The following is a 15,767-nucleotide window of genomic DNA, read 5'->3' on the forward strand; positions in this document are numbered from 1 at the left end:
ATATTTTCTTAAATTTTTCTGAAAATCATTCGCTGTCAGGCAATTGAACATCTGCTACATTTTTACGAAGCATGAGAATACCGTCACCCAAAGGTACTAATGTTGCAGTGAGTCCTGGATTGTCTAAGGTTGCATCAAATAGTCTTTGAAGACCTCTGTATATAGTTCGCTGGCCACGACGGACTTCCATAATATCCTTGGCAACATCACCGCCTTGGAAAATATCATCCAAAACAACCACACCACCAACTTCCAAATGTTTGAGGATTTCTGGCAGAAAGACGATGTATTTAGACTTGGCTGAATCCATAAAGACGAAATCATAGGACTCTGTCAAGATAGATAAGACATCTACCGCATCTCCTTCTAGGAGCGTAATTTGCTTGCGACTGTCAAACTGGGCAAAATTTTCCTTGGCAAAACCAATCATTTCTGGATTGCGGTCAATGGTTGTAATCTTGGCCTTTGGAGCATGTTTCGCCATTAAAAGAGCTGAAAAACCGATAGCCGTCCCAATTTCCAGAATGTTTTTAGGTTGCATGGTTTCCATGAGAAAACGGAAATAAGCAACCGTTTCATGAGGAATAATGGGAATATTTTCCTTGCGGGCAAAGTCTTCCAATTCTTTCAAAGATCCTGTGACCTGCTTTTGGCGCTGGCGCATTAAGTCCACAATTTCTTCCTTGACAACAGGACGACGCATGTTATGGTTGGCATTCTTACTATATGATTCAACCATCTTATGCCAATCCCAATTTTTCAACAAGGGCTTCAAACTCATTCAAACGACGTTCAAAGACTGCAAAGGCATCGTTAAGATAGTCTTCCTTCTCCATATCAACACCAGCTTTTCTCATGACATTAAGTGGATAGTCAGATTTACCTGCCTTGAGGTAATCAATATAACGGTCACGATCTTCTTGACTACCATGGACAATTTTTTCAGCCAAGGCTGAAGCTGCTGCAAAGCCAGTTGAATATTGGTATACATAGTAGTTATAGTAGAAGTGTGGAATGCGAGCCCACTCGTATTGGATTTCAGGGTTGTCTTCCTTACTTAAACCATAATACTCTTGGTTCAAGTCTGCGTACAGTTTATTTAAGAAATCGCTTGTCAAGACTTCACCATTTTGATCCGCTTGGTGAATAGCGTGTTCAAACTCAGCGAATTGAGTTTGACGGAAAACTGTTCCACGGAAACCATCTAGGAAGTTATTGAGAATAGCAAAGCGCGTTGCGTCGTCTTCCACTTCTTCCAATAATTTCTCCGTCAAGATATTTTCATTAGTGGTTGAGGCAATCTCAGCCAAGAAAATAGAGTAATCTCCGTAAACATAAGGCTGCGTTTCACGAGTATAGCTTGAATGCATACTGTGACCTGTTTCATGAACAAGAGTAAAGAGATTGTCTAGATTGTCCTGCCAGTTAAGAAGCATAAAGGCATTGGTATCGTAAGAACCACCAGAGTATGCCCCTGAACGCTTGCCTTGATTTTCGTAAACATCAATCCAACGCTCACTGAAGGCACGTTTAACACGGCTCAAGTAATCCTCACCCAAGACTGCCAAGGCATCTTCTGCCTTTTTCAAGGCTTCTTGGTAGGTAAAACTGTATTCAACAGATGAAAGTGGTGTGTAGACATCGTACATCTTGAGGTCTGAAATCCCCAAAATCTTTGAACGCAGCTCAAGGTAACGATACAAGAGGGGTAAATGCTTGCGAACTGCTGCTACCAAATTGTCATAAACACTCTCTGGAACAAAATTCGCAGCGAGGGCTGCATGACGAGCACTCTTATAGTTGCGAACTTTGGCACGGTAGTTTTGCACCTTAACATTGGTTTGCAAGGTTTTGGCATAGGTATGTTGGAATTGTTCATAAGTCGCATAAAGTGCTTGATAGGCACCACGACGCACCTCACGATTTTTAGACTCCATCAAACGTGTGTAAGTCCCATGAGATAGCTGAACTTCTTTACCATCATCGTCAAGGACATAAGGGAATACAATATCCGCATTGTCCAAGATAGCGAAGGTTTCACTTGCCGAACCAAAGATTTCCCCAGCTCCAGCCAATAATTCTTCTTCGCGTTGTGAAAGAACGTGATCCTTGCCTTGCAAAAGCTTGTCAAAATAGTGTTGATAAACCTGCAATTTTGGCTGAGCTTCTAAAAAGTCAGCATACTGCTCTTCACTAATCTCCATAAATTCAGGTTCATAGAATGAAAAGGCTTGGTCTAGCTGGCTATAGAGAGTCATGGCCTTGGCATAGTACTCTTGGTACTTGGCTTCACGTGTGTCTTGGTCATTCTTCATATGAGCATAAACGTAAAGCTTCTCCATTTGGCGTTCCATTTCAAGAGAAAATTCAGTAATTTCGAGTAGACTATCCGCACTATCCAGGAGATGGCCTTCATACTGGGCTACTGTCTCCAATTGTTCTGTTATATCTTTTAAGGCTTCTTCCCAAGCCTGGTCAGTTGGGTAGATCGTTGATAGATCCCATGTATCTTTTTCATTTATTTCATGTCTTTGTAATACCATTAGATTCCTCCATCCTTTCTATTCTACCATATTTTTTAAGAAATATTGCTGATAAAAGGCTGGTGGATAGAGCATTTGCCAATCATTTTGAGGATTTTCTTGATAATAGGTTTGAAAATACAGATAATAGCGAATCAAATCTTGCTCAATTTGGCAAAAATTACCTACTAGTGGTCGAATTTGTGGATACCATTCTTTTAGCCCATAAGTCAGGAGATTTTCTCCCTTTTTATAGGCTTCTGCTTGTTCTTTCATCCAAATGGGATTTTGATAGTACAGTTGTTGCCGGATATAACGACAGATGTCCTTGTCCTGAGAAACTGTAAAATGAGATATTTTTTGTTTCTTATAGGGAAAACGTAATATCTCCAGTAAACTACCGTGACCATAGGGAAATTCCTTAATCTGATAATGGAGTTTACCTCGGAGATCTTGGTGAATCAGGTATTTGAGTCTTAAAACTTGTTTTTCACTGTCTAATTCCCAAACATAAAAGCCCATGTTTTGACTGAAATAGAGAAAACCTTGTTGTAGACGAGTCAAACGCTCCTTGAGCCACAGTTTTTTTCCCAGCAACCACAGTACTTGGTAACCCTGACTACGATAGCCCTCGCTACGCTCTTTAAGAACTTTTTGAGGCAAGGGACTACATTGAACCTCTAAAGCTAGATTGCCATTTACAAATACATCCGCAATCTGTTTAAGCTCTGGAAGCAGGTATTCTAATTGCACCTCGGCCTCTTTTTTCAACCAGTGATAAAGGACTTCCTTATTTTCCAGATGTTCTGGACTTTCATTTTCAGAGGAAAAATCACAGTCTTTTAAGGTTTTGTGGGCAAAATGGATCCGGACACTTGGTCCTTGACGCAAACGGAGCTGACCTCCACAAGCTGGGCAGGTGTATGCTTGCTTCTCAAGCTTATCCTCTAACACATTTACCAGCTGTCCCCTAGCATTTCTCGCAACAAACATGATTTCCCTCCTTTTCTATATTATTCGTAAAAAAGAAAAAAGATCAGGAAAATTCCTAATCTTCATTCATGTTTATTTGATTTTCTTAGCTAGCATGGTCGCAAAGCGTAGTTGAATACGATTGCCATTCTCATCGCGACGGTGAAGATGGCCAGGATTTTCATTGTACTTAACCAATTCCCAGTCCTTGTAATAGTCTGCCAATTCTCCTTCTTTAAATGTGAATGGGAAGTTCACAGAGCAAGGATAATCCTCCGTGTCCATAGCACAAACGATAAGATTGTAACCACCAACAGTGGTTTTCTCCTGCATATTTTGAATAATAGCTGGAATGCGGTCCGCTTGTAGAAACATGAGAACAACTGTTGAAACGATAAAATCATATTCTTTCCCAATACTGGCTGAATTGATATCGTAAAGACCAACAGGCATATCTAGGTCTTCCTGCTCAACAATGCTTTGCAAGATTTCAAGAGATAATTCATTTTGATCTACAGCTGTCACATCAAAACCATTCTGTGCAAGAAAGAGAGAGTTACGGCCCTGACCACAGCCCAAATCCAAGGCTTTCCCTGGTTTTACTGTCTGCATTGCCTCTAGGACCTCTGAATGAACAGGATTGGTATTGTATTTCTTAGGAAAATAATCCTCAGGTTTACAATAAAATTCCAAGTACCATTCTACATCGTCTGTTACAGCCTCCACTCGGTGCCAGGCTTGTGGTTGCGCCATTGGATTGTCAGCCCCTGCTTCAAATAGGTGTTCAGCTAGAACCTCACCATCCTCTGTCAATTCAATAAACTTGAGAGTTCCTTTTAAAACAGTAATCTTGCCCCAAGTCCCAACCTTGGTATTGTGCTTTTGCTGAACAGCCTCTGGCATGGTTTCTTTAGTCCACAAAGGCATGCGTTTATAGGCAACTAGTTTTTCCATCTTCATTCCTCTTTTTATCGCTGATTAACAGCTTTCATAACACGCGCGATGTCGCGGTTTTGCTCACGTCGTTTGATAGACTCCCGTTTATCGTAGTCATGCTTCCCTTTAGCTAGGCCTAAAAGGAGCTTGGCATAGCCATCTTTGATATAGACTTTAAGGGGAACCAGGGTCATTCCTGTTCCTTTAGTCTCTTGTTCCAATTTTTGAATTTGCTTTTTATGGAGTAAGAGTTTTCGACGACGTTCTGGTTCTTGGTTCCAGATATTGCCCTCTTCGTAAGGAGCGATATGAACATTGCTCAGCCATACCTCCCCATTTTTTACTTGGGCAAAGCCATCCTTGAGATTGATTCGAGCTGCTCGTACACTCTTGATTTCAGTTCCAGTCAGGACCATCCCTGCCTCTAGCGTATCTACGATTGTATAGTCGTGACGCGCCTTTTTATTTTGTGCGACGACCTTTCCCTCGCCCTTTGCCATGCTTGGCTCCTTTCTTAGCTACTTCCTTGTAAAAAGGTTTCTTGCCCTTTTTCTTCTTGTCTTTTTGTGAATGCTTGCGCTTATCATTTGAGCGTCCTGATTTTCTCTTGTCTTCCTTCTTATCTGAACGACGATTTGAACCACGCCCTCTGTCTTTGCAACCAGCTTGTTTCAAGCCTTTTTCAATCACATCAAACTCACTTGGGATGTAAGAAAAGTCAATTTCACCCGTCATCTTGTCGGCTCTTTCAACTCGGATACGGATTTGCTGACCTACACGGAAGGTTGTACCCGATTTCTCCCCAAGCAGGGTCAAATCACGTTCATTGAAATGATAAAATTCAGGTAGATTAGTGATGTGAATCAAGCCTTCAACTGTGTTTGGCAATTCGACAAAGAGACCAAACTTGACAATGCTGGACACAACCGCATCGTACTCTTCACCCACGTATTCTTCCATGTACTCAGCCTTTTTCATGGCTTCGACTTCACGCTCGGCCTCGATAGCTCGACGCTCACGGTTGGAAGACTGGGTCGCAATCTCTGGAATCACTTGTTCAAAATGCTCTGCTATTTCCTTAGAACGGCTGTAATCACGAATCATACGGTGAACAAGAAGGTCTGGATAACGACGAATCGGACTGGTAAAGTGAGTGTAATAGTCAGCAGCAAGGCCATAGTGGCCGTGATTGTGCTCCGAATAGCGAGCCTGCTGCATAGAGCGAAGAAGCATCATGGACAATACATCTGCATAAGGTTCCCCCTCAACAGCACGCATGATGTCTTGGAGGGCCTCCTGGCTAATCTCACTGGCAGTCCCATAAATACGCAAGCCAAAACTCGAAGCATAATCAATAAACTTCTGAACTTTTTCAGCCTTAGGCTCCTCGTGAATTCGATAGATGAAAGGTAGATCCAGCTTGCTAAAATGCTCGGCAACTGTTTCATTGGCCATCAGCATAAAGGATTCAATCATGCGCTCAGCAACACCACGCTGACGAAGAACGATATCAACAGGCTTACCTTGCTTATCCACTAAAATCTTAGCTTCATTGGTATCGAAATTGAGGGCACCACGTTTCACACGCATGTTTTCTAAAATTTCATGAAGCTTGGCCATGAGTTCGATACTAGGGACAATTTTCTGATATTCTTGTCTCTTTTCCTTGTCTCCAGCTAGGATATCATTGACATCACTGTAGGTCATCCTGAAGCTAGTCTTGATAACCGTTTGTGTGATGGTGTAGTTGACTACACGACCATGTTTATCAATCTCCATAATGGCAGACTGGGTCAGGCGATCAACTTGAGGATTGAGGGAGCAAATGCCATTTGACAGTCGTTCTGGAAGCATTGGGACCACACGGTCTGTCACATAGACAGAAGTTGCGCGGTTAAGAGCTTCCTTATCAAGGGCAGAACCCTCAGTAACATAATAGGAAACATCTGCTATGTGAACTCCGAGTTCGATATTGCCATTTTTCAGAGCCTTGATATGCACAGCATCGTCCAAGTCTTTAGCGTCAGCACCATCAATGGTAAAGGTAATCTCATCTCTCAGATCCAGACGACCCTCCATATCCTTTTGAGACGGAACATCAGGCACACTTTCTGCTTCCTTGACAACAGCTTCTGGAAACTCGGATACAATGTCCATTGATTCCAAGACCTCAAGAACATCAATTCCGACATCCGTTGAATGCCCCACCACATCGAGGACACTCGCGACAAAGAAATCATGTTTCTTGCTTGGGTATTTGTCGATAAAGACCTTGAGAACTTCTGTTCCCTCCAGTTTAAGGGCTGGTTTTTTTACATAAATCGGTTGGCTGATTTTCTGATTTTTCGAACGGATGTAGCCAGCATACTTAGGCTTTTCCTGATCTAAAACGATTTGGCCGACAACGGTTGTCAAACTGTGTTCTAAGATATCGATAATTTTTGCTTCTGCTGCTGTTCCCTTATTACGGTCAGCTACTTTCTTAATCACGACCTCAACGGTATCCCCATCAATAGCATAGTTGACATCGTTTTTTCCTACAAAAAGATCGTCCTCCTCGCCTTCCAGACTAACAAAGCCAAAGCCATTTTTATGGGCATGAAAAATCCCCTTGAGAGTAATCTCATGTTTTTTCTTGACTTCCAAAGTCAAAGTTCCATCTTCTTCAAAGCGTATCTGGTGCTTTCTTTCCATTAGGGACAAGGTTTTAATCAACTCACGAAAATCCTTGGAACCGTCTTTTTCCAAAGCCTGAGCCAAGTCATTGACAGTTACCTTTCCCTTATCTTGTAAATATTCTTTTATTCTATCTTTCATATTTTCTTTCTAGATTTTTTGTTTTCTTTTACTGTAAAACCTTCTCAAATATCTTTTAAAAATAAAAAGAGGCAAAGACCTAGTCCTGCCCATTATTTTCTTATCTACTTGATAATACCGTCAATGCTAAGGCAATGGCTAGCCAGAAAAAGACTAAAATCCCTGTCAAACGCTGCATTACAGCTTCGAAACCGCGTGCTTTACTGCGTTCAAACAAATCACCTGAGCTGGCATCAAATACATTGCTGGATTGGTTTTTGGTTGGTTGCATGAAAATCGCAATCACAATCACAACAGATAATACTAATAAAATGGTTAATAATAGGTTATACATATCAAACTCCTTAAAATCCCTATTATTTTACCATAAAATCTACTTAGATTCAAGATGTAGGGTTACTTTTCTTTCCTTGGGACAATACTTTAAAACCTCAATCTTGTCTGGATGGGTTTTTGAATTTTTACTGGTTAGGTAATTGATACTGCCACAAGAGGAGCATTTGAGATTAATTTTTACTCGCACTAGATTTCCTTTACTTTTAATAATGTTCGAAATTGAAGAAGGTTAAAGAGACAACTAAAGGCAACACAAAGGCTTGTCGCATAAAAGACTGCATGGTAGCCAAATTGGCCTGCTACTGCAGAACCTGCCATGGGACCAACGACACCTCCCAGATAAAAGAAGACCTGATTGAAGGCAAATACTCTTGAAATACCAGCTTTGGGTGTCATCTTGCTGAGAAGAGCATTAACTCCGGGAATCAAGGCACCGGTTCCCAAGCCAAAGAGGAAACGATAAAGTCCTAGTTGAAGAGGGCTAGAAGCATTGGCACAGAGGAGATAGATGATGACTGAATAAAACTGGGCTACAACCAAGAGGCGATGATTGCCCACCTTGTCACCTAGCTTTCCCATAACACCTGCACTCATCATGCTGGAAAAGCCCATACTGGATACAATCAAACCAGAGACAAAAAGAAGATTCTCTGTCTGGCCTAAGTCGCGTACATACAGAGCTAAGATAGGTCCGATTGATTGGGCTGAAAATTGGATGACAAAACTGGTCAGAAAGAGGTTGACCAAGAGATAGGGATAGTTAACTGATGTAAATAATTCCTTTGTTGGAATGGCCTTTTCTTTTGCTACTGGTTGAAAATCTTCCTTGATAAAGCAAATAGTCAAAACAGCGGCTAAGAAGAGAAAACTACCAACCAGTAAAAAGACTGTACGAATGCCAAATAATTCTGCGATAAAGCCACCGATAAAAGGACCAGTTAAAGTACCTGCTACTACTCCTGTAGACAAAGTCCCAAGAGCAGAGCCTGATTTCTCCTTGGGAACCTGACTAGCTATCAAGGCTGTGGCGTTAGGAACAAAACCTGCAAATACACCATTTAGTAAGCGAAGAAAGATTAACCAATAAATATTTGGGACAAAAGCCAAGCCCCCCATAGTAATGGTCATGGCCATCCCAGCCCGAATCATCATGGGTTTTCGACCGTATTTGTCAGCAAGGATGCCCCAGATAGGAGAGAAAAGTGCCGCAGAAATGGCAGAGACAGAAATAGCTAAACCTGCATAAAAAGCGACTTGCTCACTCCCTACACCTAGATTTTCCACAAAGATGGGCATAAAAGGCACAACTAAGGAAATACTGGCTCCTGTCAGAAAATTACCAAACCATGCAATGCGCAGATTATCTTTCCAGTTAATCTTTGTCATCTTGCTTACCTCCCTCAAGAAGGGTAAGCACCTGAGTTAGAAGCTGATCCTGATTGCCATTGTTATCTAGAACATGGCTAGCCAAATATTTCTTTTTTTCTAAAGGCCACTGGGCTGCCAGACGAGATTCAGCTCCATCCTTGGATAACCGATCCCTTTTCATTAAGCGTTTCACTTGGACATCCCTATCCACATAGACCAGCCAAGTCTCATCAAACCAAGAGACGTAGTCCTGCTCAAAAAGTAAGGGTATATCCATGAAAAAAATCTCTTCTGTTTGAGCCAATTGGTCTCTCAACGTAGCTAGCTCCTCACGGATAATCTTTCCTTGGATTCGCTTAGACCATTCCTGTTCTTCAGGATTTGAAAATATGAGACTAGCTAGGAGAGGGCGATTAAGTTCTCCGTTTTCAAGGATGATTTCTTGCCCAAAGTGCTGAACTAGAGCCTCAAACAGACGACCACCAGGTTTCTGTAGTTGGTGAACAAGAGAGTCGGCATCCACTACTTGAAAGCCTTTCTTTCTTAGAAAATTTGTCACGGTTGACTTACCAGAGGCAATTCCCCCAGTGATTCCAATGATTCTTCCCATCAGCCCCTCCTTTGGCACTGAGGACAAAAGTGAGTTCCTCGTCCGCCTAGTTGGATTTTCTCAATTATAGTTCCACATCGTGAACATTTTTGACCAGCCTTGTCATAGACCTGATGAAAATCCTGCATGGTTCCGTCTTCTCCAAAGGCATTGGTATAGGTCCGAATGGTTGAGCCACCCTTTTCAACAGCCTGCCCCAAAACAGCAATAGTCTGGTCATGAATGGCTGTCGCTTCTGCTGCTGTCAAAGTCTGAGAAGATCTTGCTGGATGAATCTGAGCTCGCCAGAGAACCTCATCTACATAGATATTGCCAAGGCCAGCTACCAAGGTCTGGTCTAAAAGGTGGGATTTGATAGGCTTTTTGGACTTAGCGAGGGCATTTTTAAAGACCTGCACATCAAAGTCTGGCTCTCTTGGTTCAGGACCTATTTTTTTAGAAATAAAATAGGCGTCTAAAAGGTCAGGAGCCAAGAGTTCCATAGTACCAAACTTGCGAACATCCTCATAAACAAGCGTGCCACCATCTTCAAACTGAAAGAAAACATGGGCATGCTTGCGTTCAGGAACCTGGTCCGGATAATAAAAATACTTGCCCTCCATCCGCAAATGGGAAATCAAGACCTTGTCTGTCAGGTAAAAAAGCAAATATTTTCCCCGACGTTCCATTGACTCAATAATCTGACCAGGCACTTCCTTTTGAAATTCGTCCAAGTCCGTTTTAATCATCTTGGGATAGCGAATTTCTATACTCGAAATCTTCTTACCCAAAATCAATTTTTCCAAGCCACGTCGAACGGTTTCAACCTCAGGTAATTCAGGCATAAGTCCTCCTTCTGTAAAAACAAGAAGCAGGCATGAGCCCACCTCTGCTTAGTATTCTTTTTCATTATAGCCAAAGTCAGCCAAATCTAGCTTTTTATCACGCCAGTTTTTCTTGACCTTGACCCATGTTTCTAGGAAGACCTTATCTCCTAGCATCAGTTCAATATCGCGACGGGCCATGCTACCGATTTTCTTAAGCATAGCGCCACCTTTACCGATGATAATCCCTTTTTGGCTATCTCGCTCGACCATGATGGTTGCACGGATATGAACCTTGTCTGTCTCTTCATCTCGTTTCATCGAATCAACCACTACAGCAACTGAGTGAGGGATCTCTTCGCGAGTTAGGTGCAAGACTTTCTCGCGAACCATTTCTGAAACCAAGAATCGTTCTGGATGGTCTGTGATTTGATCAGATGGGAAATATTGGAAACCTTCGTCCAGATTTTCACTCAAAATATCCACTAGACGAGAGACGTTATTCCCTTGAAGAGCTGAGATTGGAACGATTTCCTTAAAGTCCATTTGATTACGAAAATCATCAATCTGAGACAAAAGCTGGTCTGGATGAACCTTATCGATCTTGTTCACCACCAGAATAACAGGAACCTTAGCAGCCTTGAGACGCTCGATAATCATATCGTCCCCCTTACCACGCGCTTCATCAGCAGGCACCATGAAAAGAACGGTATCCACTTCACGAAGGGTGCTATAGGCAGATTCGACCATGAAATCTCCGAGAGCTGTTTTAGGTTTGTGAATCCCTGGTGTGTCGATAAAGACAATTTGCTCCTTATCAGTTGTGTAAATTCCCATAATTTTGTTGCGCGTTGTCTGCGCCTTGTCACTCATAATGGCAATCTTTTGCCCCATGACATGATTTAAAAAAGTTGACTTCCCAACGTTGGGACGTCCTAAAATGGCTACAAAGCCTGATTTAAAAGTCATAATTTCCTCTTGCTATTTAAAATAATAAATCCCAGATTCGTGGGAGAAAAATCAATGCGCCTGTTAAGGCTGCGAAAAGAGAGACCACTAATACCGCGCCAGCCGCCATATCCTTGGCATTTTTAGCCAGCATAGAAAAGTGATAGTGACTGGCCAAATCCACCACATTCTCGATAGCAGAATTGATAATTTCAAAGGCTACTACCAAAAAAATGCTCAATAGGAGAAAGAGCCATTCGATTCGTGACACCTGAAAAACAAAACCTGCGAGGATGACCACGAGAGCCGTCACCGCATGTTTTCGCATATTGCGTTCTTCCTTTATAGCAGTAAAAATTCCTGTAAGAGCAAATTCTAAACTGGATATCAGGTCACGATTTTTCCATTTTCGTTTATTGTCTTGTGAGTCCATAGGCTGTCAAAATTTCTTCTTGTAAACCGAACATCTCCGCTTCTTCTTCCGGAGTGTAGTGATCATAGCCGTTAATATGTAAAAAGCCGTGTACTGCCAAGAAGCCCATCTCACGCTCAAAGCTGTGGCCATATTCCTCAGCCTGCTCATGAGCCTTATCAATAGAGATGAACAATTCCCCAATATAGGCATCAAACTCAGACATCATCTCTGCTAATTCTGGATTTTCAAGCAAATCTTCTTCGTCAAAGGCAATTTCCAACTCTGGCTTATATTCAAGGCTGATGACATCTGTCGGACGGTCGGTGTCACGGTACTCCAGATTGAGTTCATGACTACGCTCATTGGTCACAAAGGTAACTGCCATCTCCTTGTCTTCTTTTCCTAATTTTTGGGCTGCAAATTCCAAAATCTCTTGGGTTTGTTGCAACATTTCTTTTGAAACTTGACCAGTTTCATCTACCATTTCAATATACATGTGCTTCTCGTTTCTCTTTACTTGGCTTTATTATACCACATTTCCATGATTTTATTCTACCTTTTTGATATAATACTATGGAATACAATCACAAGGAGAGAACGATGTCATTTGACGGATTTTTTTTACACCACATGGTTGAGGAATTGCAAAGAGAATTAGTGAATGGTCGCATTCAGAAAATCAATCAACCTTTTGAACAAGAGTTGGTCTTGCAAATCCGTAGCAATCGCCAAAGTCATCGCCTGCTCCTTTCTGCCCATCCAGTTTTTGGACGCATTCAGCTGACCCAAACAACTTTTGAAAACCCAGCCCAGCCTTCTACCTTTATCATGGTTTTAAGAAAATATTTGCAGGGTGCCCTGATTGAATCGATTGAGCAAGTGGAAAATGACCGTATTGTGGAAATTACGGTTTCTAATAAAAACGAGATTGGGGACCATATTCAGGCTACCTTGATTATCGAAATTATGGGGAAACACAGTAATATTCTACTGGTCGATAAAAGCAGTCATAAAATCCTCGAAGTTATCAAACATGTTGGCTTTTCACAAAATAGCTACCGCACCTTGCTTCCTGGATCGACCTATATCGCTCCGCCAAGTACGGAAGCTCTCAATCCTTTTACAATCAAGGACGAGAAACTTTTTGAAATCCTGCAAACACAGGAAACGACAGCTAAAAATCTTCAAAGCCTCTTTCAAGGTCTGGGACGCGATACGGCAAATGAATTGGAAAACATTCTGGTTAGTGATAAACTATCTACTTTCCGTAACTTTTTCAATCAAGAAACCAAGCCATGCTTGACTGAGACTTCCTTCAGCCCAGTTCCTTTTGCAAATCAGGTGGGAGAGCCTTTTGCCAGTCTTTCTGATTTGTTGGACACCTACTATAAGGATAAGGCTGAGCGCGACCGTGTCAAACAGCAAGCCAGTGAACTCATTCGTCGTGTTGAAAATGAACTTCAGAAAAACCGCCACAAACTCAAAAAACAGGAAAAAGAGTTACTGGCGACAGACAATGCTGAAGAATTTCGTCAAAAAGGAGAATTGCTAACAACTTTCCTCCACCAAGTGCCTAACGACCAAGACCAGGTAATCCTAGACAACTACTATACTAATCAACCTATCACAATTGCGCTGGATAAAGCTCTAACACCCAACCAGAATGCCCAACGCTATTTTAAACGGTACCAGAAACTAAAAGAAGCTGTCAAATACTTGACTGATTTGATTGAGGAAACCAAGGCAACCATTCTCTATCTGGAAAGTGTGGAGACCGTCCTCAACCAAGCTGGACTAGAAGAAATCGCTGAAATCCGTGAAGAATTGATTCAAACTGGTTTTATCCGCAGAAGACAACGGGAAAAAATCCAGAAACGCAAAAAACCAGAACAATATCTAGCAAGCGATGGCAAAACCATCATCTATGTAGGACGTAATAACCTGCAAAACGAGGAGCTAACCTTTAAAATGGCCCGCAAGGAGGAACTTTGGTTCCATGCCAAGGACATTCCCGGAAGCCACGTTGTCATCTCAGGCAACCTAGATCCATCTGATGAAGTCAAGACAGACGCGGCAGAGTTGGCTGCCTACTTCTCTCAAGGTCGCCTGTCAAATCTGGTGCAGGTAGATATGATTGAAGTCAAGAAACTCAACAAACCAACTGGCGGAAAACCAGGCTTTGTCACTTACACAGGACAAAAGACCCTCCGTGTCACACCAGACCCCGAAAAAATCTCATCCATGAAAAAATCCTGATTTTACTTGAAATCAGGATTTTTAACTTACTATTCACTCAAATCATATCCAATTATAGGACTAATCTTTGCCACCTAGTTTCTCATTGATTTTCATCATCACACTAGCAATTTTTTCACCCCAATAAGGGTCTGATGCATATTCCACATTCATACCAGATGCCTTGTTTCCAAGGAAAGTTCTACCCCTATCGATATAATTTTCCTTAATCCACTTGGTTGCACCTAAAATTCCCTTATCCACATCATCAAATGTCTTGGCAGAAAGGTAAGGAGTCGTATCATAGGCTGTAATTCCAAAGAAATTATTCTTATCTTTGGCAATCTTACTTCGTCCCCAGTCACTTTCTAAAGCACTATGGGCAAGGAGGTAAAGGGCATTGATATGGTAATGTTCTTCGGCTTCCTTAAAGGTAGCTCCCTTATTTTCCAAGAGACTATTGTCAATATTTAACAGACTAAATACCTTATCCAAATCTTCAGCACTATAGTTTGTAGCCTCTGTCAAATCTTTAAAAAGGAAGGGATTTTCAAGGTTAAAACCATCAAAATGCAGTCCATCTGCCGAATAATATTTCTTGCCTACTTTCATATCAGAAAGATGAGTAGATACTGGGATGCTAGCATTCTGAGCCACATAGTGATAAAAACGATGTCCATCACTCTCATAATAAGGGATAAAATCCTTGCTAGCATCTAGTGCTTGTAAATCTTCTGTTTTCATATAGCCTGACAAACCAGAAATAGTAATAGCCAAGCGCTTGTCATCACTTTTTCTATCCTTATCTAGCCAAACAACACTACCTTGCGATATATAGGAGAGCTTTTCACCATCTGCATTATAGACATTTGCTGTGACAGGTACTACTTGATAATAAGCAGCATTTTCATTTGTAGCTTTTTCTCCAAGCCATTTACCGTCGCTTCCAAGCTGATGACCATCAATAGTCTCATTTTTTGCCATGTAGCCACCGGATTTGAAGTAGTACCAGGCTTGACTTTTAGAATCGTATACCCATTCTTTATCAGCCATTTTGCCATCAGATTTTAGATAAAACCATGACTCCTTATCCAAAATCCATTCATTGGCTGCCATATAGCCACCGGATTTTAGATAATAATAGTGACCATTTTCGAAAATCCATTCTTTATCAGCATGATTCCCATTTTCTTTAATGTAAAACCAAGATTGGTATTGTTTGTCAAAAAGCCAACCTTTCTGTACTTTGGCACCACTAGAATTCACATAAGCTTGGTCAATCCACTGACTTGTCAGTAAATAACCACCGGATTTGAAATAATAGTCCTTCCCTTTAATTTGGAGCCATTCTTTCTCTGCGTGCTGTCCATCTGCTTTGATATAAAACCAAGCGTCGTATTGAGAATCAAATACCCAGTCTTCTATTACTTTGGCACCTGTTGCACCAACATAGGAAGTTCCTACCCAAGCATTTCTTTTCATCTTTCCATTTTGGTCAAGATAATAAAAGACTCCCTTATCTTCTATCCATTCTGACTTGGCCATATAGCCACCAGATTTTAGGTAAAAATAGTCGTCACCTTTCTTCAGCCATTCATTTTCAGCATAGTTGGCATCTTCTTTTATATAAAACCAAGATTGATACTGAGCATCAAAAACCCACTCATTAGCTGCTTGACTACCATCTGCTTTCAGATACTGTTTACCTTGCCAAGTGCCATCGCTAGCCATTGCACTCTCTGGTCTGGCTATGAAAAATAGCAGGGCTAAAAAAATAAATCTCAATTTCTTCATAAACTTTCTTC

16 protein-coding genes are annotated in these 15,767 nt (G+C 41.5%); 1 reads left to right on the plus strand and 15 read right to left on the minus strand.

Annotated features, from left to right (window positions below; all coding sequences use genetic code 11):
- Positions 1 to 25: 25 nt before the first annotated feature.
- The 14 genes from JQ843_RS07185 to ybeY form a co-directional block, all read right to left on the minus strand.
- The gene (locus JQ843_RS07185; RefSeq protein ID WP_203213274.1) at positions 26 to 739 is read right to left on the minus strand and encodes an O-methyltransferase; all 714 of its coding nucleotides are present in this window, start codon (positions 737 to 739) and stop codon (positions 26 to 28) included.
- Position 740: 1 nt separating this feature from the next.
- On the minus strand, positions 741 to 2,543 hold the full coding sequence (gene pepF, locus JQ843_RS07190; RefSeq protein WP_203213275.1) for an oligoendopeptidase F: 1,803 nt from the start codon (positions 2,541 to 2,543) through the stop codon (positions 741 to 743).
- A gap of 18 nt (positions 2,544 to 2,561) precedes the next feature.
- A complete protein-coding gene (locus tag JQ843_RS07195) occupies positions 2,562 to 3,515 on the minus strand; it encodes a competence protein CoiA (protein WP_203213276.1) in 954 nt (317 codons plus the stop codon).
- A gap of 72 nt (positions 3,516 to 3,587) precedes the next feature.
- A complete protein-coding gene (gene tehB / locus JQ843_RS07200) occupies positions 3,588 to 4,448 on the minus strand; it encodes an SAM-dependent methyltransferase TehB (RefSeq protein WP_203213277.1) in 861 nt (286 codons plus the stop codon).
- 14 nt (positions 4,449 to 4,462) lie between these two features.
- On the minus strand, positions 4,463 to 4,930 hold the full coding sequence (smpB, locus tag JQ843_RS07205) for an SsrA-binding protein SmpB (protein WP_001051750.1): 468 nt from the start codon (positions 4,928 to 4,930) through the stop codon (positions 4,463 to 4,465).
- A complete protein-coding gene (gene rnr, locus JQ843_RS07210) occupies positions 4,893 to 7,247 on the minus strand; it encodes a ribonuclease R (protein ID WP_203213278.1) in 2,355 nt (784 codons plus the stop codon). The genes smpB and rnr overlap by 38 nt, the downstream gene beginning before the upstream one ends.
- 100 nt (positions 7,248 to 7,347) lie before the next feature.
- Entirely contained in the window at positions 7,348 to 7,581 is a 234-nt protein-coding gene (gene secG / locus JQ843_RS07215) for a preprotein translocase subunit SecG (RefSeq protein ID WP_000282517.1), read from the minus strand.
- Positions 7,582 to 7,620: 39 nt separating this feature from the next.
- A complete protein-coding gene (gene rpmG / locus JQ843_RS07220) occupies positions 7,621 to 7,770 on the minus strand; it encodes a 50S ribosomal protein L33 (RefSeq protein WP_001809104.1) in 150 nt (49 codons plus the stop codon).
- Complete coding sequence (locus JQ843_RS07225) at positions 7,770 to 8,969, minus strand: multidrug efflux MFS transporter PmrA (protein WP_203213279.1); 1,200 nt, start codon at positions 8,967 to 8,969, stop codon at positions 7,770 to 7,772. Before JQ843_RS07225 ends, rpmG begins: the two co-directional genes overlap by 1 nt.
- Positions 8,956 to 9,561 (minus strand): dephospho-CoA kinase, encoded by a 606-nt coding sequence (gene coaE / locus JQ843_RS07230; RefSeq protein WP_203213280.1) that lies wholly within the window; start codon positions 9,559 to 9,561, stop codon positions 8,956 to 8,958. The genes JQ843_RS07225 and coaE overlap by 14 nt, the downstream gene beginning before the upstream one ends.
- Complete coding sequence (mutM, locus tag JQ843_RS07235; protein ID WP_203213281.1) at positions 9,561 to 10,385, minus strand: DNA-formamidopyrimidine glycosylase; 825 nt, start codon at positions 10,383 to 10,385, stop codon at positions 9,561 to 9,563. Before mutM ends, coaE begins: the two co-directional genes overlap by 1 nt.
- A gap of 48 nt (positions 10,386 to 10,433) precedes the next feature.
- Positions 10,434 to 11,333, minus strand: coding sequence for a GTPase Era (gene era, locus JQ843_RS07240; RefSeq protein ID WP_000143264.1), 900 nt, complete (start codon positions 11,331 to 11,333; stop codon positions 10,434 to 10,436).
- 16 nt (positions 11,334 to 11,349) lie between these two features.
- Complete coding sequence (locus JQ843_RS07245; RefSeq protein ID WP_000378166.1) at positions 11,350 to 11,745, minus strand: diacylglycerol kinase family protein; 396 nt, start codon at positions 11,743 to 11,745, stop codon at positions 11,350 to 11,352.
- The gene (ybeY, locus tag JQ843_RS07250) at positions 11,726 to 12,223 is read right to left on the minus strand and encodes an rRNA maturation RNase YbeY (RefSeq protein ID WP_000275156.1); all 498 of its coding nucleotides are present in this window, start codon (positions 12,221 to 12,223) and stop codon (positions 11,726 to 11,728) included. The genes JQ843_RS07245 and ybeY overlap by 20 nt, the downstream gene beginning before the upstream one ends.
- A gap of 104 nt (positions 12,224 to 12,327) precedes the next feature.
- Between ybeY and pavA the strand changes: the two genes are divergently transcribed.
- Positions 12,328 to 13,983 (plus strand): Rqc2 family fibronectin-binding protein PavA, encoded by a 1,656-nt coding sequence (gene pavA, locus JQ843_RS07255; protein ID WP_203213282.1) that lies wholly within the window; start codon positions 12,328 to 12,330, stop codon positions 13,981 to 13,983.
- A 60-nt stretch (positions 13,984 to 14,043) separates the two neighbouring features.
- Here the strand turns inward: pavA and JQ843_RS07260 are convergent, their stop codons facing one another.
- The gene (locus JQ843_RS07260) at positions 14,044 to 15,756 is read right to left on the minus strand and encodes a glucosaminidase domain-containing protein (RefSeq protein WP_203213283.1); all 1,713 of its coding nucleotides are present in this window, start codon (positions 15,754 to 15,756) and stop codon (positions 14,044 to 14,046) included.
- Between the last annotated feature and the right edge of the window lie 11 nt (positions 15,757 to 15,767).

This window comes from Streptococcus mitis (assembly GCF_905187495.1).
Taxonomy (GTDB): Bacteria; Bacillota; Bacilli; order Lactobacillales; family Streptococcaceae; genus Streptococcus; species Streptococcus mitis_CU.

What these genes read in the sequence shown, in the direction of transcription:
- JQ843_RS07185 (WP_203213274.1), bottom strand. Translation starts at nt 739, where the DNA reads ATGGTTGAATCATATAGTAAGAATGCCAACCATAACATGCGTCGTCCT.
- pepF (WP_203213275.1), bottom strand. Translation starts at nt 2,543, where the DNA reads ATGGTATTACAAAGACATGAAATAAATGAAAAAGATACATGGGATCTA.
- JQ843_RS07195 (WP_203213276.1), bottom strand. Translation starts at nt 3,515, where the DNA reads ATGTTTGTTGCGAGAAATGCTAGGGGACAGCTGGTAAATGTGTTAGAG.
- tehB (WP_203213277.1), bottom strand. Translation starts at nt 4,448, where the DNA reads ATGGAAAAACTAGTTGCCTATAAACGCATGCCTTTGTGGACTAAAGAA.
- smpB (WP_001051750.1), bottom strand. Translation starts at nt 4,930, where the DNA reads ATGGCAAAGGGCGAGGGAAAGGTCGTCGCACAAAATAAAAAGGCGCGT.
- rnr (WP_203213278.1), bottom strand. Translation starts at nt 7,247, where the DNA reads ATGAAAGATAGAATAAAAGAATATTTACAAGATAAGGGAAAGGTAACT.
- secG (WP_000282517.1), bottom strand. Translation starts at nt 7,581, where the DNA reads ATGTATAACCTATTATTAACCATTTTATTAGTATTATCTGTTGTGATT.
- JQ843_RS07225 (WP_203213279.1), bottom strand. Translation starts at nt 8,969, where the DNA reads ATGACAAAGATTAACTGGAAAGATAATCTGCGCATTGCATGGTTTGGT.
- coaE (WP_203213280.1), bottom strand. Translation starts at nt 9,561, where the DNA reads ATGGGAAGAATCATTGGAATCACTGGGGGAATTGCCTCTGGTAAGTCA.
- mutM (WP_203213281.1), bottom strand. Translation starts at nt 10,385, where the DNA reads ATGCCTGAATTACCTGAGGTTGAAACCGTTCGACGTGGCTTGGAAAAA.
- era (WP_000143264.1), bottom strand. Translation starts at nt 11,333, where the DNA reads ATGACTTTTAAATCAGGCTTTGTAGCCATTTTAGGACGTCCCAACGTT.
- JQ843_RS07245 (WP_000378166.1), bottom strand. Translation starts at nt 11,745, where the DNA reads ATGGACTCACAAGACAATAAACGAAAATGGAAAAATCGTGACCTGATA.
- ybeY (WP_000275156.1), bottom strand. Translation starts at nt 12,223, where the DNA reads ATGTATATTGAAATGGTAGATGAAACTGGTCAAGTTTCAAAAGAAATG.
- pavA (WP_203213282.1), top strand. Translation starts at nt 12,328, where the DNA reads ATGTCATTTGACGGATTTTTTTTACACCACATGGTTGAGGAATTGCAA.
- JQ843_RS07260 (WP_203213283.1), bottom strand. Translation starts at nt 15,756, where the DNA reads ATGAAGAAATTGAGATTTATTTTTTTAGCCCTGCTATTTTTCATAGCC.